Source organism: Citrobacter sp. RHB35-C17, from assembly GCF_013816795.1.
Taxonomy (GTDB): Bacteria; Pseudomonadota; Gammaproteobacteria; order Enterobacterales; family Enterobacteriaceae; genus Citrobacter_A; species Citrobacter_A amalonaticus.
In genome coordinates this window covers 3,266,432-3,285,522 of record NZ_CP057150.1, presented here as the reverse complement: position 1 = coordinate 3,285,522, position 19,091 = coordinate 3,266,432, and the positions used below count along the sequence as shown (strand labels likewise).

The window sequence follows — 19,091 nt, the reverse complement described above, 5'->3', positions numbered from 1 at the left end:
GATGGAGAAAGAGCAGCTCGTTGAGATTGCCAACACGGTGATGCCGTTTGGTAAATATAAAGGGCGTCGGCTGATCGATGTGCCAGAAGAGTATCTGCTGTGGTTTGCCCGCAAGGATGAGTTTCCGGCGGGTAAACTGGGCGAGCTGATGCAAATTACGCTGCTAATCAAAACCGAAGGGCTGAGCCAGCTGGTTCAGCCCCTGAAGCGCCCGCTTTAAGCTTTGGCGGCGCGGCTGTCCTGCTGCTCCTGTAACTGTTCGGTCTGGCGCTTATAGCGGCGAGCCAGTACTGCACAGACCATCAACTGAATCTGGTGGAAGATCATCAGCGGCAGCACCATCATCCCAATGACGGACGTCGGGAAAAGGATGTTGGCCATGGGGACGCCGTTTGCCAGACTCTTTTTCGACCCGCAGAAAACAATCGTGATTTCGTCGGCTTTGTTGAAGCCGCATTTGCGCGCCACAACGATGTTTACAGCAATCACGATGGCGAGCAACACGATGCTGACCACGACGATAAACAGCAGCGATCCCCAGCCCACTTTGTGCCAGATCCCGTTCACGACGGCTTCACTGAAGGCGGAATAAACCACCAGCAAAATTGACGTTTGATCGGTCTTCGCAATCCATTTTTTATTTCGTGCGACCCACTTGCCGATCCACGGGCGGGAAAGGTGCCCGAGCACAAACGGCAACAGCAGTTGCAGCATGATTTTCCCGACCTGCTCCAGACTGCCTTCTGCGCCATGAATATTCATCACCAGACCAACCAACAGCGGGGAGAGGAAAATCCCCAGCAGGCTGGAGGCCGAGGCTGAGCAGACCGCCGCCGCAACGTTACCGCCCGCCAGCGAGGTAAAGGCAATCGCCGACTGTACCGTAGCGGGCAAAATGCACAGATACAGAAAGCCGGTGTACAGCATCGGATCAACGTTGACCGGCGCCCACCAGGCAAACAATACGCCGAGCACCGGGAACAGAATGAAGGTGCTACACATCACCCACAGGTGTAACCGCCAGTGACTGCCGCCCGCGATAATGGCTTCGCGCGAAAGCTTTGCTCCGTGCATAAAGAACAGGAGCGCGATGGCCGCGGTGGTGATGCCTTCAACAACAGGCACAAAATCTCCCTCAGCGGGGAAAAATGAGGCCAGCAGGACGACCGTAATCAGGGTCAGCGTAAACGGATCGAGGATACGAAAAATATTCATAAATACTCCAGGAATTCGGTGTCCTTATTTTGCGTTTTTCATTTTGAGAAATAAAATTGATTTATTGCATCTATATATGAATCGAATCGATGAATTATTCACTGCGTCAACTTCGGGTGTTTGTCACTGTAGCCCAGGAAAAAAGTTTTAGCCGTGCAGGCGAGTGCATTGGCCTGAGTCAGTCGGCAGTGAGCCACAGTATTAAAGAGCTAGAGCGCCAGACGGGCGTTAAACTGCTGGATCGCACGACGCGAGAAGTGGTGCTGACGGACGCCGGTCAACAACTGGCGGGTCGTCTGGAGCGACTGCTGGATGAACTACACATCACGCTGCGTGAAGCGGGTAGGGTGGGCACGCAACTCACCGGGACGGTCCGCGTGGCGGCAAGCCAGACGATCTCCGCCCATCTCATTCCGCAGTGCATTGCGCAAAGTAACTTGCGCTATCCGGCGATCGATTTTGTCCTGCACGATCGACCGCAGCAGTGGGTACTGGAGAGTATCCGCCAGGGAGAAGTGGATTTTGGCATTGTGATTGATCCGGGGGCGGTGAGCGATCTGCAATGTGAAGCTGTGCTCTCCGAACCTTTTCTCCTGCTTTGCCATGAGTCACACCCGCTGGCGACACGGGAATGGGTGAACTGGCAGGATCTCCGGGAGGAACGGCTGGTGTTGCAGGATTATGCATCGGGGAGTCGACCGCTCATTGACGCGGCGCTCGCGCACTTTGCGATAGAGGCCAATATTGTGCAGGAGATTGGTCATCCGGCGACGCTGTTTCCGATGGTAGAAGCGGGAATAGGTATCAGTATTCTGCCTGCGCTGGCCTTACCGTTGCCGCAGGGGAGCCACTTGCAGGTGAAGCGACTGACGCCGGTGGTGGAGCGGCAACTGATGCTGGCGCGTCGCAAGAATCGCTCGCTGTCGACAGCCGCCCAGGCGTTGTGGGAAGTGGTCCGCACCCAGGCGAATGCATTAACAAATTTACGTGCGCAGGATCCGCTTTATCAGATATAAACATCAATCTGATGGTCGTCGGAAGGATGATTAACGCCTTGCGCGTTTACCTGGGCTTGTTCCTGCTTTTGCTGAGCTTCTTCGGCCTGCTGGTGCTGTAACTGCGCCAGTTGTGCCTGCAACACTTTGATCTGTGTCTGGAGCATTTCTTGTTGTTTTTTCTTCTCTTCCGCGCTGCCAGTGCTATCCGGCACCTCTTTGAGCTTCTGCGTCAGTTGGGTGATTTTCTCCACAATCTGGGCGATCTGCGCGGCGGTACTGTTACCTGAAGCGGTTTTTGCGCTACTCCCGCCGCTTTGAACGGAAGGGGTTGAGACGTTGATGGTGGTCATCGTGGTTTCCTTTTGCCATTAAACCTACGATATCGGCATAGAAAGACAGACCTTCAGTGCATCCTCCTATTTCTGGCAGGGACAATTAGCCTTCATACGCGCTTGCCGGGCCCAGGATTGATATACATTTGCTATCGATCATCCGGGAAAACTGTATTGGTAATCGATTGCGTACTCTCGCTATAACCATTACCTCCCTCACTCAATGAATGACTAGCTGATTATAAGGACATCTCATGACCGACTCCCACTTTTCCCAGAATCCCTGGAACAGCGCTGATATTATCCGCGGCTATAAACCTGACTTCACGCCGCGCGTCGCTTTTATCCTTGGATCGGGTTTAGGCGCGCTGGCTGAGCAGATAGAAGATGCGGTGGCGATCTCTTACGAGAAGCTGCCGGGGTTCCCGGTGAGTACCGTTCACGGGCATGCCGGCGAGTTAGTGCTCGGTCATCTGGCCGGGGTTCCGGTCGCCTGTATGAAAGGACGCGGGCACTTCTACGAGGGGCGCGGCATGACCGTGATGACCGACGCTATTCGCACAATGAAGCTACTGGGTTGCGAACTGCTGTTCTGCACCAATGCGGCGGGGTCTCTGCGTCCGGAAGTGGGGCCAGGGAGTCTGGTGGCGCTGAGTGACCATATCAACACCATGCCGGGAACGCCGATGGTTGGGCCGAACGATGAACGCTTTGGTGAGCGTTTCTTCTCGCTGGCGAATGCCTATGATGCCGATTATCGTGCGATTTTACAGACCGTAGCTGCCGACGAGGGTTTTACGCTGAGTGAAGGCGTGTTTGTTTCTTATCCGGGACCTAACTTTGAGACGGCCGCGGAGATTCGCATGATGCAAATTATCGGCGGCGATGTGGTGGGGATGTCGGTGGTACCTGAAGTTATCACCGCCCGCCACTGCGGACTGAAAGTGGTTGCCGTGTCGGCGATCACCAATCTGGCGGAAGGGCTGGGGGATGTGAAACTCTCGCACGCGCAAACCCTGGCGGCGGCTGAACTTTCACGTCAGAACTTTATCGACCTGATTTGCGGATTCCTGCGTAAACTGGCCTGAAACCGATAATAATAATGACCCCGCCAGCAGGCGGGGTTCGTACTCTACGGCAAGGAAGAAAACATGGGTATTGCGTCCCGATTAAAGATCATGTCGTTTATGCAATATTTTATCTGGGGAAGCTGGCTGGTGACCCTGGGTTCATACATGATTAACACCCTTCATTTTACCGGTGCCAACGTGGGTATGGTGTACAGCTCAAAAGGGCTGGCGGCGATTATTATGCCCGGCATTATGGGGATTATTGCGGACAAATGGCTGCGGGCAGAGCGTGCTTATATGCTTTGTCATCTGCTCTGTGCGGGCGCGCTGCTCTACGCGACGACGGTGACCGATCCGGACACCATGTTCTGGGTGATGTTGATCAACGCAATGGCCTTCATGCCGACGATTTCGCTTTCCAACAGTGTCTCTTATTCCTGTCTGGCGCAATCAGGGCAGGATCCGGTGACGGCATTTCCGCCTATTCGCGTTTTTGGCACGATTGGTTTTATCGTTGCGATGTGGACCGTCAGCCTGATGGGCCTAGAGCTGAGCAATGCGCAACTGTACATTGCGTCTGGCGCATCGCTGCTACTGGCTGCCTACGCACTCACGCTGCCGAAAATTCCGGTCGCCGAGAAGAAAGCGAGCGCGTCGTTTGCCAGTAAGCTGGGGCTGGATGCGTTTGTGCTGTTTAAAAATCCGCGGATGGCGATTTTCTTTCTGTTTGCCATGATGCTGGGTGCAGTGCTGCAAATTACCAACGTTTTTGGTAACCCCTTCCTGCACGACTTTGCCCGCGATCCGCAGTTTGCCGACAGTTTTGTGGTGAAATACCCGTCCATCTTACTCTCTGTCTCGCAGATGGCGGAAGTCGGCTTTATTCTGACTATCCCGTTCTTCCTCAAACGCTTTGGCATCAAAACGGTCATGCTGATGAGCATGCTGGCGTGGACATTGCGCTTTGGCTTCTTTGCTTTTGGCGACCCGTCTCCACTCGGATTTGTTCTGCTGCTGATGTCGATGATCGTCTACGGTTGCGCATTCGATTTCTTCAACATTTCAGGCTCGGTCTTCGTTGAACAGGAAGTGGATTCGAAAATTCGTGCCAGTGCGCAGGGGCTGTTTATGACGATGGTCAATGGCGTCGGCGCGTGGGTCGGCTCCATCCTGAGCGGTATGGCGGTGGATTACTTCTCAGTGGATGGCGTGAAGGACTGGCAAACTATCTGGCTGGTCTTTGCGGCGTATGCCCTGGTGCTGGCGGTGATTTTTGCGCTGTGCTTTAAGTACAAGCATGAACCTGAAAAGCAGGCGCAGCCCTCGCTGGCCCGTTAATCCCCCTTTGCGGCGGGCATATGTTGCCCGTCGTTCCTGTTCTGCGACGCAATGTGGTAATTTGGCGCATCAGTCCTCTCCCCAGGAGCGCATTACCCATGGAACGCACGCCTCGTATCGATCTCAAGTTACTGCGTTATTTTCTTGCTGTCGCCGAAGAGTTACATTTTGGACGCGCCGCCGCTCGTCTGAATATGTCGCAGCCTCCATTGAGTATTCATATTAAAGAGCTGGAACAGGAGCTCGGCACGCTGCTGTTTATCCGCCATTCGCGCAGCGTAGCGTTGACCCATGCAGGGAAAATCCTGATGGAAGAGTCACGACGTCTGCTTTCCAGCGCCAGCCAGGTGTTAGCACGCGTCGAACAGATCGGGCGCGGTGAGGCAGGGCGGATCGAACTGGGCGTGATCGGCACGGCGATGTGGGGAAAAATGCGCCCGGTAATGCGGCGATTCCTGAAGGACAATCCTAACGTTGAGGTGCTGTTTCGTGAAAATATGCCAGCGATGCAGATGGCCATGCTGGAGCGACGTGAACTGGATGCCGGTGTCTGGCGAATGGCGGTTGAGCCAGCGCCTGGGTTTACCAGCCTGCGACTGCATGAATCCTCTTTTCTGGTGGCGATGCCGGAAGGTCATCCACTGACTGTGCGGGAGGCTGTACCATTAGAAGCCCTGCGTAACGAATATTTCGTCACCATGCCTTCCATTCACACTGACTGGGCATTCCTGCAACGCGTTTGCCAGAGTGCGGGGTTCTCTCCGATGATCATACGTGAAGTGATGGAACCGCAAACGGTACTGGCGATGATCAGTATGGGAATTGGCATTACGCTGATTGCCGACAGCTACGCGCAGATGAACTGGCCGGGTGTGGTGTTCCGTCCATTAGAAGAGCGTATTCCGGCTGATTTGTACATTGTGTATGACCAGCAACAGGCGACACCCGCACTGGAACACATGATTAATGCCTTAACGGCGTAACGGGTACATCGCGTACTTTTTTGCTTCAACGTACCCGAACCGACCCCCGTTGTGGTACCTGGACGTCTGCCAGTGGATCAATCATTGTATAGCATCACCAATTGATCCTATGCGGTTGATGGTGACGCTGGGAATATATGTTTGAACCAATTGCCGCAAGGATTATTCACAATTTCGGTAAATGAAAATGTAGCAATGTATATGCGGTAGGTGAAATTTAAATTTGTTCTTTTTTATTGAATTTTTCCGTTCGGGGCGTATGCTGAAGTAAAATAAATGGAGGTTGTAATGTGCGAAAGGATATTAAGAAACGCTTCTTTTGATCATGAAGGCACTATTCTGAGAGACTGTCAGGAACTATTCACAGAGCCAGAGTTATCTTCTGGGGCTGATCCTGTATTATTCAGATCGTTAACCTCCGGAGAGTTAAAGCTGGCGCAAACTCTATTTAAGAATATCATCAACTACGACAGAGTAAAAATATATTGTGACCACAATCATTCAAGGTGTCAATCTAAAGTAATAACCAATACCAGAAATGGTGAGATTCTTTTGAGTATAAGCAATTACAAATCTGATTTTTCAGCTGATTATACAAACCACCATGATTCTGTAAAATATCCTCATTTGTTTATATTTGCTATGTCCTTTGTCTGGCAATATTATCGGCATGACTCTTCTTTTCATGATAATACCTATGCATCAACACGCTGGGATTCATATCATCTTGATGAGCCTCATTTTATTTTTTACTCTATGGAGCAACAGGCGGCAATGATTGCTGACTACTGGTTATTAAAAAAGTATGGATTTACGGAATATGAAAAGTTAAGCAGATATAAAAAACATGAGCAATTTAATTTTAATATAAGAAAGAAGTTATTGGATAAATACGAATCTATTTTAGGGATGCATATTCAAACTGCGTAATCTTCCTGGCAATTTAATAGGCATTTTGTTGGGGTTATTACCTTTCTTGTATGCATCCTTACCAAAACGTTCGAAAAACACCCTTATAGTTTTATTACTTTCCCACGCTTGCCACCGTCATCAATAAAATACGTTCCTAAACGCAATTTATCACTATCATCCTTTCTCATTAGAGTAAACTCCTCTACTAATGAATAATGTGTATAGGTTGAGCGATAAGTAAGCACCACCACATTAGAATTAATAACATTACTGGATATTAAATCAGACTTTATGAAATCGCCTAAGATTTCTTTTTTTCTCCTCATTAACATAAAAAAATCTTCTTTGCTTGTAATTTTCTGGAAATCATTAGTTCCATTTGCATACATATTAGAGAAATCATTTTTATTATATAAACTTTGAAAGTAAACAACCTCTTGTTGAGCCTCGTTTCTTACCTCCGCATCACTCTGTATAAAAGAATGCGTTACAAGTCTCCCTATAAATGCGACAAGTACAGCAAAAAAGAACGCTACCGCAATCAATATGCATTTCTTGCTCTTCATTTAATTACCCCAACAATTCTGACTCGCATCGAGAAATTTGAGAACACGTTAACTTCCCACCAAAAATACCTAACCCAGGACCAGCGCTGAGTGCTCCTGAATAATTTCCAGCCGAATCCTCATTTTGTTCTCCGGCTCACATGAGCACATCGTATTTCGAATTCAGGAGTTCTTAATGAATTTGCACATATAGTATATTCCCAACCGCTCAACAATTAATACTGCCGACAAAAACCAAGCATAGAATGCAATATATGGCAATAATGAACCAATTATAATACTCGACCACAAATCATTTATTACAACATGAGGTGATGTTTTTATAGAAACATAAAAAAAACTTATCACTGATGAAATATAAGGAGTGATAACACAGAAAACCGCATCCATGAAAATAGTTTTCTTCAAAAAGGACACAATTCCAGAAATCAAAAACAAAACATAAAAAACCGTCAAGTAATCGTAAGTGTAATGATTTAATGTTTTAAACACATATGTCTTCACAATAAAGAAATGAATAATTATTGAGAAAATAAGTAGAGATAGGCGTGCTATTCTCATAATTAACACCGACTAATATGCTGGAGATATAAACCATGAACCCCATGGTTTATTTGGCTTAGGGTAACGGATATTTGACATAGCATCTTTCATTCCCCACGGCGTCTGAATTTTTCCCAGATTTTTAAAAGGGCCAATGCCATTTAAAACACTACTGGAACATGATGCACAAAAAAATGGTGAACATCCACCTTGTTCATCTATAGCCTCTCTAATTTTCCTGTCCTCATCTGGAGTTATTTCGAAACTATAAACGTTCACATCCGAACCATCTTCAAATTGATATTTAAAAAAATTATTCAAATTAGCGTCACTTCCCGAGAAAGTACCACCACTTCCCGATGGTATTCTTTCGGGGGGCATATAAGATCCACCAGGATCATATAATAACTCGTTATCACCACTTCCCATATGCAAACCAACATGACCTATCCCATTATTATTAACAATAACATCCAGGTTATTTAACCCATAGGGATCTATAACTAATACTGGATTCAGCGGATATTTATAAAGGTTCCACCCTCCCTGCAATCCAATCGGATCCTGCGTGATATACCTTCCCTGTGCAGGGTCGTAGTACCGGTGCCGGTTATAGTACAGCCCCGTCTCTTCATCGTATTGTTGCTCCGGCAGGCGAATAAGCTATTCCAGGTTCTGCGGGTTATCTTTTAGCAATAGGTTCCCACGCTCATCAAATTCTGCGAACGAATGATTAGCTGCACTTCCCTATAGGCGCAGTGGAGTTTTTTACTAACTTAACTCTGCCAGGCCAATTTGAACAATCAGCCTGGACTTTCTTTATTCTCATTTCTTACTTTTCGAATGTCGAAGTTTTCTTACTATTAGTGTGCATCCTCCTCCAATCCCACCTAAAGCAGCGCCAGTTGATATGCCTTCAAGAAGCAAAATATAGTCATTTGGTCCTACGCCTGAAAGTAAAAAAGTATACATAACACCTAAAGCTACGACTAATGAAGAATGAAATATACTTTTTTTTTGTATTAAATGGCCAGCAATGCAACCACACCAAAATAACATGGAGTAAGCTATTGCATTTGAAATTTTTATTAGCCAGATGTTTTGGAAAGAATCATTAAAAATATACCACATAATAATTCTAAAAGAGTTCCTCATAAATGCAATTAGATTTATACATATGATATAAGAAAGTGTCAATCCTATTCGTGATGGCAATTCAGAAATCTTGTTTATATATTTATTCATTATGATTTTACTCAGTCTCTCCGCATAATTTATTCCCTAACTCTGGGGTCGCAACTGTATCCATGAAGCATTCATAACCATTTTTTGAACCGCACGTTAATGCCCTTGAATGAGCTTTTACGAGATTCTCAATGCAATCTGCAGCGGTGTTTACAGGAGCTGATTTACTTCCAATATTTTCGCTAGGGTCAGGTATCCCTTTCCCTGCTTCAATTTCATTCAACGGAAACAAACCGGTTTGAAAAACTTTTGCAGCAACAGACTTTGTGTTATCAAATTGATCCTTACACATTGCATACACATTTATATAATTAGTCCCGAGATGATTACTTCCTTTAACCACATTCCATCCGGAAAATTCCCATTCGGATATAGGTTTTGCAATTGAACCTTCGGCTTCACCTGCTGCATGATTATAAGCCTCTTTCATACCTGGCTGGCTGAGCCAATTGCCTAATCCATCCCAGCCAGATAACCCTAAAGGATCTATTATTTGTATCGGATCCAGCGGATATTGATACAAATTCCAACCTCCCATTAATCCAATCGGATCCTGCGTGATATATCTTCCCTGCTCAGGGTCGTAATACCGGTGCCGGTTAACGATACCGCTGACATAGCGCTGAGGCGTATTGCCTTGCCAGATAGTCAGGGTGGCATTTTTCTCCAGTAGCTTTTCTGCGGTCTCTCCGAAAGAATCGCTGGCAACATCAATATCCAGCACAAACGGAAATGTGTGGCGCTGCCTTAACACAAAATTCACCACGGCGAAGGTTTTTTGCCCCAGCCCGTCCACGTCCAGCGTAAAACGCAGTCCTTTCAAAGACACAACGACCTCCCCTGATGCAGATAAAAGTATCCTGCGGGAACCGATAGTGCGGCGGAGGATAAAGCGAACCTGACGACACAATACCGAACAGAATAATAACCACTGTTATTGTATGAAACGGAATACTCTCTTTCGGGGCTGTTTTTTTTGATGGATATCAATGGAATGGACAGACGGGGAAAGTATTTTCCCGAAACGGGCTATATTTTGCGCTATTTATTTTTATTCTGAATTTATATTATTTTTAATATTTACAGCGTGCTTGATTTGGCATGAAATTCCCCAGACTCGGTACAGGCTCGAATCTGACAAACAGTACATAGCAAAAAGGCGCCTTTAGGGCGCCTTTTTACATTGGTGGGTCGTGCAGGATGACTCGGCTTCGCCTCGCCCTTCGGGCCGTCGCCGCCAGCGGCTCCGTTGTCTCACTGCGTGAGACTCGAACCTGTAGCAGGTTCTCATCCTGACGATTTTCGCATAGCAAAAAGGCGCCTTTAGGGCGCCTTTCTACATTGGTGGGTCGTGCAGGATTCGAACCTGCGACCAATTGATTAAAAGTCAACTGCTCTACCAACTGAGCTAACGACCCGAAGTGGTGGGTGATGACGGGATCGAACCGCCGACCCCCTCCTTGTAAGGGAGGTGCTCTCCCAGCTGAGCTAATCACCCACTTCGGTACTTCACAATAAGAAATTTAGCTGGCGAGAAAGTGGTGGGTGATGACGGGATCGAACCGCCGACCCCCTCCTTGTAAGGGAGGTGCTCTCCCAGCTGAGCTAATCACCCACTTCTCAATTTCTTATCTACACGGCGGAGACTACATAAAGTAGTTGGTGGGTGATGACGGGATCGAACCGCCGACCCCCTCCTTGTAAGGGAGGTGCTCTCCCAGCTGAGCTAATCACCCCCGCTGTGTGGAGTCGCATTATAGGGAGAGTTGAAAATGAGTCAACGCATTTTCTAAAGAAATTGTTTGTTCGTCGTAATTTTAAGCAAAACGATCGTGAAACGGTCTCTGGCGCATGATTTCTAAACAAAAAGGGTTCTGTACGGCGTTTACCCGGTAACAACATTGAGGATTTACTTCACAGTGATAGAATATCGGCCATTCCATTTTTCCCGGATTTGCCGGTTGTCGGCATCTTTATAAACGTAAGGCCATTTCATGAAAATCAAAACTCGCTTCGCGCCAAGCCCGACAGGCTATCTGCACGTCGGTGGTGCGCGTACTGCTCTCTATTCCTGGCTTTTTGCACGTAATCACGGCGGTGAGTTTGTGCTGCGTATTGAAGACACCGATCTCGAACGTTCCACGCCGGAAGCTATCGAAGCCATTATGGACGGTATGAACTGGCTGAGCCTGGAATGGGACGAAGGTCCGTACTTCCAGACTAAACGTTTCGATCGTTATAACGCAGTGATTGATGAGATGCTGGAAGCGGGCACGGCCTATAAATGTTACTGCTCCAAAGAACGCCTGGACGCACTGCGTGAAGAGCAGATGGCGAAGGGTGAAAAGCCGCGCTACGACGGTCGTTGCCGTCATGGTCATGAACATCACGCTGATGATGAGCCTTGCGTTGTCCGTTTTGCCAACCCGCAGGACGGCTCTGTCATTTTTGACGACCAGATCCGTGGCCCGATCGAATTCAGCAATCAGGAGCTGGACGATCTGATCATCCGCCGCACCGACGGTTCCCCAACCTATAACTTTTGTGTAGTGGTGGACGACTGGGATATGGAGATCACCCACGTCATTCGTGGTGAAGACCATATCAACAATACCCCGCGCCAGATCAACATTCTGAAAGCGCTGAACGCGCCGGTGCCGGTGTACGCCCACGTCTCTATGATCAACGGCGACGACGGTAAAAAACTGTCCAAACGTCACGGCGCGGTGAGTGTGATGCAGTATCGTGATGACGGCTATCTGCCGGAAGCGCTGCTGAACTACCTGGTGCGTTTGGGCTGGTCCAGCGGCGATCAGGAGATCTTCACCCGTGAAGAGATGATCAAGCTGTTCTCCCTTGGAGCGGTCAGCAAATCCGCCAGTGCGTTCAATACGGAAAAACTGCAGTGGCTGAACCATCACTACATTAACTCGCTGGCGCCGGAGTATGTGGCAACGCATCTGCAGTGGCACATCGAGCAGGAAAACATCGATACCCGTAACGGCCCGGAGTTGGCTGAACTGGTGAAACTGCTGGGCGAGCGTTGCAAAACACTGAAAGAGATGGCGCAGAGCTGCCGTTACTTCTACGAAGACTTTGCCGAGTTTGATGCCGATGCCGCGAAGAAACACCTGCGTCCGGTGGCGCGTCAGCCGCTGGAAGTGGTGCGTGACAAACTGGCAGCCATTACCGAGTGGACGGCTGAAAACGTGCATCACGCGATTCATGCTACTGCTGATGAGCTGGAAGTGGGGATGGGTAAAGTCGGTATGCCGTTACGTGTGGCGGTAACCGGTGCGGGTCAGTCTCCTGGCTTAGACGTAACGGTGCACGCGATTGGAAAAACTCGCAGCATTGAGCGCATCAATAAAGCTCTGGCTTTTATTGCGGAGCGTGAAGCGCAACAGTAAGCGATCGCCGCATTAATGAAACGGCAGGGGAGACTCTGCCGTTTTTCTTTGCATTACTCAGAATCGTTCAGACCCAGGCGTGTAAGGAAACCACGGATACCTTCACGTGAAAGGAATAGCGCTAACTTTTCCTGTTCCGCAGCGGACATATTTTCCACGGCATCAATAATTTGCCTATAGGCATGACTGCGTACGACGGGATTGTACTCGGCCAGCGGCTCTTCAGCCTGATAAAATGCAGAATGGTTACGAAACGCCGGGATGTTCAAAATAAACTCCCGCACGCGTGTATCGATATGAACGAGTCTTGCCCGACCACCTTTAACACCTGGAAATTTTTCCGTTTCCCATTTTTGTTCACGTATCCAACGATTCACGGTTTGCTTAGCGACACCGAGGCAATCTGCCAGTTCTTCGGTGGTCATTTTGCTGCGTAATCTTTTCATATTATTTGCTGTCGCGGATCCCTAAGCGTTGTAATAAACCGGTAATCCCTTCCCGCAGTAGCAAAGAGGTAAAGTGTTTTTGTTCGGCAGGCGTCATCTCTTTCACCAGCTTGATCAGGAGTGCTTCCAACGAGGCATCGCCAGGGGGTGAGAAGGTGTCAGACAATCCTTCCGCTGAGCGTTCTGCGCTGCGGATATATTCACGAACCTGTTCGTTAACATGCACCAGTCGCGCTTTACCGCCCTGAACGCCTGGTTTTGGTGATGTCGCCCAACCTTCTTTTCGCACCCATTTATTAATAGTCTGTCGGCTGTAACCCGTCAGATTCGCGAGTTCTTCTGGCGTCATCCGTTCCTTGAACATAACGATTCCCTGAATAGTCGTGTGGTTAATTAGTGGTTCATTTTATAGCACCATTTTAGTGGAAACCGTGACGTGTTTAACTACTGAATGCGAGTTGTTGCGCATTGTTCTTCATTTGTCTGCTTTTTCAGCGATTAGAATCGGCGCTTTCAATTTGCCGTTGACACATGCGAAGGGAATTCATATGATGCCGCCCGTCAACTCGACAAGCTTTACGTAATGGGGCTATAGCTCAGCTGGGAGAGCGCTTGCATGGCATGCAAGAGGTCAGCGGTTCGATCCCGCTTAGCTCCACCAAAAATTGAACCCAACAATTTTGGTACGTAAACGCATCGTGGGGCTATAGCTCAGCTGGGAGAGCGCTTGCATGGCATGCAAGAGGTCAGCGGTTCGATCCCGCTTAGCTCCACCAAATTCAGAACCCTCGCTGTGAAGCGGGGGTTTTTTTATCTCTGCGCGCCTTTCATTTTTGTAATACAGTTTCTATTAAGCCAGAGTCTGTGCTCACAAATTCGGTGGATTTATCTGGCGGGTATAGGTTTGCTTCGCGGTGCGAATAAACTTATCATTTATGTGACAAATAGTTCGTTCCGTGAGAGCAGTTAATTCATGCCACCCAAGCGTAACCTGATAAATAATATAAGAATATTCGCTCTTGCGATCGTACTCTCCATCGCAGCCATCCAGTTTTCACGTTTGATTTCCCCTCGCACCATAGTGGACTCCAGCGATATCTATCTTTCGTGGCTACCGCTGTGCGTGCTGCTGTCGATGCTGCTGCTGTTTGGTCGACGCGCTGTTCTGCCTATTGTGCTGGCGTTATACCTGACCAATCACTGGAATCTTCATCTGCCGTTTGCGCAAGGTATCGTGTTGCTCTTTTGTCAGATGTTTGCCGTACTAGGAACGAGCGCGCTTGTTCGCTGGCATATTGGACCGCGCTGGCGTTACGGCTTGCCCGATCGCAATATCTGGCGCAGGGTGATTTGGTTTGGCTTTGTGGCTCCTGTCGGGATGAAGATCAGCATGTATCTCGCCGGGCATTATCTCGACTTCCCGGTCGCGGTGTCGACATTCTTTGGTGCTGCGGCAGCCATCTTCACGATTGTCGATATTCTGAGTCTGATCTCGGCGGCGCTGATCTTCACCATGCTGTTTTATTATCCGCTGCGGATGATTGTGAATCCGCGGTATGCCCGAACGTTCTGGCGCAGAGACATTGCCCCGTGTTTCGATAAAGAAAAGCGCTTATTTACCGTCAGTTGGCTGGCCTGTATTTCGGCCCTTCTTGTCATTATGTGTTCTCCCCTGGAGAGCGGATACATTGCAGGGTATCTGGTGCCGGTCTTCTTCATTATTTTTACCACCGGCGTGGGTAAACTCACCTATCCGTTTATTAATCTAAGCTGGGCGATTAGCACGCTGTTCTTGTTGACCTATAACCGCAATTTCTTACAAGGCGTGGGGTCGGAGTATTCGCTGGCGTTTATCCTGTCGGTTCTTGTTTCGTTCAGTATCTGCCTGATGTATATGATGCGCATCTTTCAGCGCAGTGAATGGCTTAATCGCCGCTGGCATATGCAAGCGCTTACCGACCCCTTAACTCGTTTACCGAATCTGCGTGCGCTGGAGCAGTTCCTGAAAAAAGAGTCAGGGCAGAGCGTCTGCTGTCTGCGACTGGAGAATCTGGAGTTTCTGAGCCGTCACTACGGCATGTTAATGCGCGTGCACAGCAAACGCACGGTGCACCGTATGCTGCAACCGTTGATGCTTGAGAATGAAAAAATCTTTCAGTTGCCGGGGAGTGAATTATTACTGGTGCTTAACGGGCCGGAAATGGACGCCCGTCTGCAACATATGCTCGACCTGTTGAACAGTCGTAAAATTTACTGGAACAACACCGGGCTGGACATGGGCTACGGCGCATCCTGGGGGCAATGGGATGGGAAGCAGGAGACGCTGCAACCGCTGTTGGGTCAGTTAAGCTGGCTGGCGGAACAATCCTGCGCCAATCACCGGGTACTGGCGCTGACGCATAGCCAGGAAGTCGCGACGGGCCAGACGACCGAACGGGTGCTGCTGCTCAATAAAATTCGTAAAGCGCTCGATAACGGCGATCTCCTGCTTTATGCGCAGCCTATCCGCGACGCTCACGGCAAAGGGTACGACGAGATTCTTGCGCGGCTGAAAAGCGATGAAGGTATCATGACGCCGGATCAGTTCATCCCGCTGATCGCGCAATTTAACCTCAGCGCCCGTTTTGATTTGCAGGTGGTGGAAGCCTTGCTGAACTGGCTATCTGCGCATCCTTCTGGCGAGGCGGGACCGCTTTTCTCGGTGAATCTCATGCCGCTGACCCTGCTGCAAAAAGAGACGGCGCCGCGCATTATTCGCCTGTTCACCCGCTATGGTATCGCCCCGGAAACGGTGATCATTGAGATCACCGAAGAGCAGGCATTTTCCAATTCGGAAACCAGCATGCAGAACCTTGAACAGTTGCATAAATTCGGCTTCCGGATTGCGATTGACGATTTTGGTACCGGGTATGCCAATTACGAGCGCCTGAAGCGTTTGCAGGCTGACATCATCAAAATCGACGGCGTGTTTGTAAAAGATATTCTGACCGATTCACTGGACGCGATGATTGTGAAGTCGATAACCGATCTGGCAAAGGCGAAGTCGTTAAGCGTGGTGGCGGAATACGTGGAAACCCCTGCGCAGCGGGAGCTGCTGTTAAGCCTGGGCGTGAACTACCTGCAAGGATATCTGATTGGACGACCGAGGCCGTTAGGGGAATCACAGGTATAAAAAAACGGGGATGCGCTCCCCGTTTTTTGTGTCAGTGCTGTCTTACAGAACCAGTGCGGCGATAGAGGCAGACAAGACGCTCACCAGCGTAGAGCCGTAAACCAGTTTCAGACCGAAACGGGATACGACATTACCTTGCTCTTCGTTCAGGCCTTTAATCGCGCCTGCGATGATACCGATAGAAGAGAAGTTGGCGAAGGAGACCAGGAATACAGAAAGGATACCTTCCGCGCGCGGAGAGAGCGTGGCGGCGATTTTCTGCAGATCCATCATTGCAACGAATTCGTTGGAAACCAGTTTGGTCGCCATGATACTGCCTACCTGCAACGCTTCGCTGGACGGCACACCCATCACCCAGGCAATCGGGTAGAAAATGTAGCCCAGGATGCCCTGGAAGGAGATGCTGTAGCCGAACCAACCGGTGACGGTGGCGAACAGGGCGTTCAGCGCGGCGATCAGGGCGATAAAGCCGATCAGCATGGCGGCAACGATAATCGCAACTTTAAAGCCCGCCAGAATGTATTCACCCAGCATTTCGAAGAAGCTCTGGCCTTCGTGCAGATTGGACATCTGGATGTTTTCTTCGCTGGCATCAACGCGGTACGGGTTGATCAGCGACAGCACGATAAAGGTGCTGAACATGTTCAGAACCAGCGCCGCAACCACGTATTTAGGTTCCAGCATGGTCATGTACGCACCGACGATAGACATGGAAACGGTGGACATTGCTGTCGCGGCCATGGTGTACATACGGTTGCGGGACATTTTGCCGAGAATATCTTTATACGCGATAAAGTTCTCAGACTGACCGAGGATCAGCGAGCTGACGGCGTTGAAGGATTCCAGTTTTCCCATGCCGTTGACTTTGGATAACAGGAAACCAATGGCACGGATGATAATCGGCAACACGCGAATATGTTGCAGAATACCGATCAACGCTGAAATGAAGACGATAGGGCAGAGAACTTTCAGGAAGAAGAAGGCCAACCCTTTATCGTTCATGCTGCCAAAGACGAAGTTCGTCCCTTCATTGGCGAATCCGAGCAGTTTTTCAAACATTTCGGAGAAGCCTCTCACGAAGCCGAGGCCGACGTCAGAGTTCAGGAAGAACCACGCCAGTAACACTTCGATAACAAGCAGTTGAACGACATAACGAATGCGAATTTTTTTACGGTCACTGCTTACCAGCAATGCGAGGATCGCAACAACGGCAAGTGCCAGGACAAAATGAAGGACGCGGTCCATATTTGCTCCAAATATGAGGCAGGTTAAGTTTTCGTGCACATTCTATGAAACGTGTACAAAGAAAACGAGATCTAACACACACTATAATCAGGACCTGTGACGAGATTCAAAAATAGTGATCCGGCATACACTTCTGTTATGTCTAATGCGAAAGTAAATAGTTAAGTTATTGTGCTAATATAGTAACAATTATTAAACATGCCACGCGCATTCCTGTACCCACACTTTTATCGTTCCCGCCTATTAGAGAAATCAAGGTTACCTTTTTTACATGCACTTGATAACCATTCTCATCAGGCATACTATAAAACATAGCAAAGGCTATGTTTCCGAGGCAGAAGATGACAAACGATCGCGTTGAGAGTAGCAGTGGAAGAGCAGCGCGCAAGTTAAGGCTCACATTAATGGGACCTGCGTTTGTCGCGGCTATCGGCTATATCGACCCGGGCAATTTTGCGACCAACATTCAGGCCGGTGCCAGCTTTGGTTATAAACTGTTGTGGGTCGTGGTCTGGGCAAACCTGATGGCGATGCTGATTCAGGTCTTGTCTGCGAAACTGGGTATTGCGACGGGTAAAAATCTGGCTGAACAAATTCGCGATCACTATCCGCGGCCGGTGGTCTGGTTCTATTGGGTGCAGGCGGAGATTATCGCGATGGCGACCGATCTCGCGGAATTCATCGGGGCGGCGATAGGATTCAAACTGATCCTCGGCGTTTCGTTATTGCAGGGGGCGGTGCTGACCGGGATCGCCACCTTTCTGATCCTGATGCTCCAGCGGCGTGGACAAAAACCGCTGGAAAAAGTGATCGGCGGCCTGCTGCTGTTTGTCGCCATGGCTTATATCGTTGAACTGATCTTTTCCCAACCCAACTTTGCACAGTTGAGTAAAGGCATGATAATCCCTGACTTGCCCAACTCTGAAGCGGTATTTCTGGCCGCCGGGGTGCTGGGCGCTACCATCATGCCACATGTAATCTACCTACACTCTTCGTTAACACAGCACCTGCATGGCGGCACGCGTCAGCAGCGCTATGCGGCGACAAAATGGGATGTAGCTATCGCCATGACCATTGCGGGGTTCGTCAATCTGGCGATGATGGCGACTGCCGCCGCCGCGTTTCACTTCAGTGGTCACACCGGTGTTGCCGATCTGGATCAGGCTTATCTGACGCTGGAGCCGTTATTAAGTCACGCGGCGGCAACGGTCTTCGGACTGAGCCTGGTGGCGGCGGGGTTGTCGTCAACGGTGGTTGGTACGCTGGCGGGGCAGGTCGTGATGCAGGGGTTTGTCCGCTTTCATATCCCCTTATGGGTGCGGCGTACCATCACCATGATGCCGTCCTTTATCGTGATTCTGATTGGCCTTGATCCGACGCGGATTCTGGTGATGAGCCAGGTGCTGTTAAGCTTTGGTATTGCACTGGCGCTGGTGCCGCTGCTGATATTTACCAGCGACAGCAAACTGATGGGCGATCTGGTGAATACCCGCTGGGTTAAACAGACTGGCTGGATGATTGTGGTGCTGGTGGTGGCGTTGAACCTGTGGTTGCTGGTCGGCACGGTGCTGGGGTTGTGATCTAACCCGCCGTGACACGCAACAGGTCACGGTTTT

The 19,091-nt window shown here is 49.3% G+C and carries 16 protein-coding genes, 6 tRNA genes, 1 other RNA gene and 2 pseudogenes; 11 read left to right on the top strand and 14 right to left on the bottom strand.

What is annotated here, in order from left to right; all coding sequences use genetic code 11:
* The first annotated feature begins 1 nt into the window (after window position 1).
* Window positions 2-220 (top strand): DUF3820 family protein, encoded by a 219-nt coding sequence (locus HVZ37_RS15765; RefSeq protein ID WP_042317684.1) that lies wholly within the window; start codon window positions 2-4, stop codon window positions 218-220.
* Here HVZ37_RS15765 and HVZ37_RS15760 read toward each other — a convergent pair.
* Window positions 217-1,215, bottom strand: a complete 999-nt coding sequence (locus tag HVZ37_RS15760; RefSeq protein ID WP_061069803.1) for a bile acid:sodium symporter family protein — start codon at window positions 1,213-1,215, stop codon at window positions 217-219. The two genes, HVZ37_RS15765 and HVZ37_RS15760, sit on opposite strands and share 4 nt — an antisense overlap.
* Window positions 1,216-1,304: 89 nt before the next feature.
* On the opposite strand from HVZ37_RS15760, the gene HVZ37_RS15755 reads away from it, so the two are divergent.
* Window positions 1,305-2,231: a LysR family transcriptional regulator gene (locus tag HVZ37_RS15755; protein WP_042999914.1), complete on the top strand. Its 927-nt coding sequence runs from the start codon at window positions 1,305-1,307 to the stop codon at window positions 2,229-2,231.
* Here the strand turns inward: HVZ37_RS15755 and HVZ37_RS15750 are convergent.
* Window positions 2,222-2,563 carry a FlxA-like family protein gene (locus HVZ37_RS15750; RefSeq protein ID WP_042999915.1) on the bottom strand — a complete coding sequence of 114 codons (342 nt, stop codon included), beginning with the start codon at window positions 2,561-2,563 and terminating at the stop codon, window positions 2,222-2,224. The two genes, HVZ37_RS15755 and HVZ37_RS15750, sit on opposite strands and share 10 nt — an antisense overlap.
* A gap of 236 nt (window positions 2,564-2,799) precedes the next feature.
* Between HVZ37_RS15750 and xapA the strand changes: the two genes are divergently transcribed.
* The 4 genes from xapA (at window position 2,800) to HVZ37_RS23170 (ending at window position 6,866) form a co-directional block, all read left to right on the top strand.
* Entirely contained in the window at window positions 2,800-3,633 is an 834-nt protein-coding gene (gene xapA, locus HVZ37_RS15745; RefSeq protein WP_042999916.1) for a xanthosine phosphorylase, read from the top strand.
* Between the two features lie 63 nt (window positions 3,634-3,696).
* On the top strand, window positions 3,697-4,953 hold the full coding sequence (locus tag HVZ37_RS15740) for a nucleoside permease (protein ID WP_042999917.1): 1,257 nt from the start codon (window positions 3,697-3,699) through the stop codon (window positions 4,951-4,953).
* A 98-nt stretch (window positions 4,954-5,051) separates the two neighbouring features.
* On the top strand, window positions 5,052-5,936 hold the full coding sequence (locus tag HVZ37_RS15735) for a LysR family transcriptional regulator (RefSeq protein WP_042999918.1): 885 nt from the start codon (window positions 5,052-5,054) through the stop codon (window positions 5,934-5,936).
* A 276-nt stretch (window positions 5,937-6,212) separates the two neighbouring features.
* On the top strand, window positions 6,213-6,866 hold the full coding sequence (locus HVZ37_RS23170; RefSeq protein WP_249418369.1) for a hypothetical protein: 654 nt from the start codon (window positions 6,213-6,215) through the stop codon (window positions 6,864-6,866).
* Window positions 6,867-6,949: 83 nt separating this feature from the next.
* Here the strand turns inward: HVZ37_RS23170 and HVZ37_RS15725 are convergent, their stop codons facing one another.
* From HVZ37_RS15725 to HVZ37_RS15685, 9 genes and pseudogenes are all read right to left on the bottom strand, one after another.
* Entirely contained in the window at window positions 6,950-7,414 is a 465-nt protein-coding gene (locus tag HVZ37_RS15725; RefSeq protein WP_181627710.1) for a hypothetical protein, read from the bottom strand.
* A 1,026-nt stretch (window positions 7,415-8,440) separates the two neighbouring features.
* Window positions 8,441-8,680: pseudogene (locus HVZ37_RS23165) on the bottom strand (RHS repeat-associated core domain-containing protein); the annotation flags it as partial.
* A gap of 102 nt (window positions 8,681-8,782) precedes the next feature.
* A complete protein-coding gene (locus HVZ37_RS15715) occupies window positions 8,783-9,202 on the bottom strand; it encodes a hypothetical protein (protein ID WP_082010100.1) in 420 nt (139 codons plus the stop codon).
* 472 nt (window positions 9,203-9,674) lie between these two features.
* Window positions 9,675-10,031, bottom strand: a pseudogene (locus HVZ37_RS23285) (RHS repeat-associated core domain-containing protein); the annotation flags it as partial.
* Window positions 10,032-10,386: 355 nt separating this feature from the next.
* A non-coding RNA gene (locus HVZ37_RS15705) (RtT sRNA) lies at window positions 10,387-10,513 on the bottom strand.
* Between the two features lie 31 nt (window positions 10,514-10,544).
* Window positions 10,545-10,620: transfer RNA gene (locus tag HVZ37_RS15700), tRNA-Lys, on the bottom strand.
* Window positions 10,621-10,624: 4 nt separating this feature from the next.
* A tRNA-Val gene (locus tag HVZ37_RS15695) sits at window positions 10,625-10,700 on the bottom strand.
* Between the two features lie 41 nt (window positions 10,701-10,741).
* Window positions 10,742-10,817, bottom strand: a tRNA-Val gene (locus HVZ37_RS15690).
* Window positions 10,818-10,862: 45 nt separating this feature from the next.
* A tRNA-Val gene (locus tag HVZ37_RS15685) sits at window positions 10,863-10,938 on the bottom strand.
* 258 nt (window positions 10,939-11,196) lie between these two features.
* Here HVZ37_RS15685 and gltX point away from each other — a divergent pair.
* A complete protein-coding gene (gltX, locus tag HVZ37_RS15680; RefSeq protein WP_181627708.1) occupies window positions 11,197-12,612 on the top strand; it encodes a glutamate--tRNA ligase in 1,416 nt (471 codons plus the stop codon).
* Window positions 12,613-12,665: 53 nt separating this feature from the next.
* Here the strand turns inward: gltX and HVZ37_RS15675 are convergent, their stop codons facing one another.
* Both HVZ37_RS15675 and HVZ37_RS15670 read right to left on the bottom strand, forming a co-directional pair.
* Window positions 12,666-13,058 (bottom strand): YfeC-like transcriptional regulator, encoded by a 393-nt coding sequence (locus tag HVZ37_RS15675; protein ID WP_042999922.1) that lies wholly within the window; start codon window positions 13,056-13,058, stop codon window positions 12,666-12,668.
* Between the two features lies 1 nt (window position 13,059).
* Window positions 13,060-13,422, bottom strand: a complete 363-nt coding sequence (locus HVZ37_RS15670) for a YfeC-like transcriptional regulator (RefSeq protein ID WP_042999923.1) — start codon at window positions 13,420-13,422, stop codon at window positions 13,060-13,062.
* Between the two features lie 221 nt (window positions 13,423-13,643).
* On the opposite strand from HVZ37_RS15670, the gene HVZ37_RS15665 reads away from it, so the two are divergent.
* From HVZ37_RS15665 to HVZ37_RS15655, 3 genes are all read left to right on the top strand, one after another.
* Window positions 13,644-13,719 (top strand) — tRNA-Ala (locus tag HVZ37_RS15665).
* A gap of 39 nt (window positions 13,720-13,758) precedes the next feature.
* Window positions 13,759-13,834 (top strand) — tRNA-Ala (locus HVZ37_RS15660).
* Window positions 13,835-14,031: 197 nt separating this feature from the next.
* A complete protein-coding gene (locus HVZ37_RS15655; protein ID WP_181627707.1) occupies window positions 14,032-16,230 on the top strand; it encodes a sensor domain-containing phosphodiesterase in 2,199 nt (732 codons plus the stop codon).
* A gap of 42 nt (window positions 16,231-16,272) precedes the next feature.
* Here the strand turns inward: HVZ37_RS15655 and nupC are convergent, their stop codons facing one another.
* Window positions 16,273-17,475: a nucleoside permease NupC gene (gene nupC / locus HVZ37_RS15650; protein ID WP_042999925.1), complete on the bottom strand. Its 1,203-nt coding sequence runs from the start codon at window positions 17,473-17,475 to the stop codon at window positions 16,273-16,275.
* A 341-nt stretch (window positions 17,476-17,816) separates the two neighbouring features.
* On the opposite strand from nupC, the gene HVZ37_RS15645 reads away from it, so the two are divergent.
* Window positions 17,817-19,055, top strand: coding sequence for an Nramp family divalent metal transporter (locus tag HVZ37_RS15645; protein ID WP_042999926.1), 1,239 nt, complete (start codon window positions 17,817-17,819; stop codon window positions 19,053-19,055).
* Window positions 19,056-19,091 lie beyond the last annotated feature (36 nt).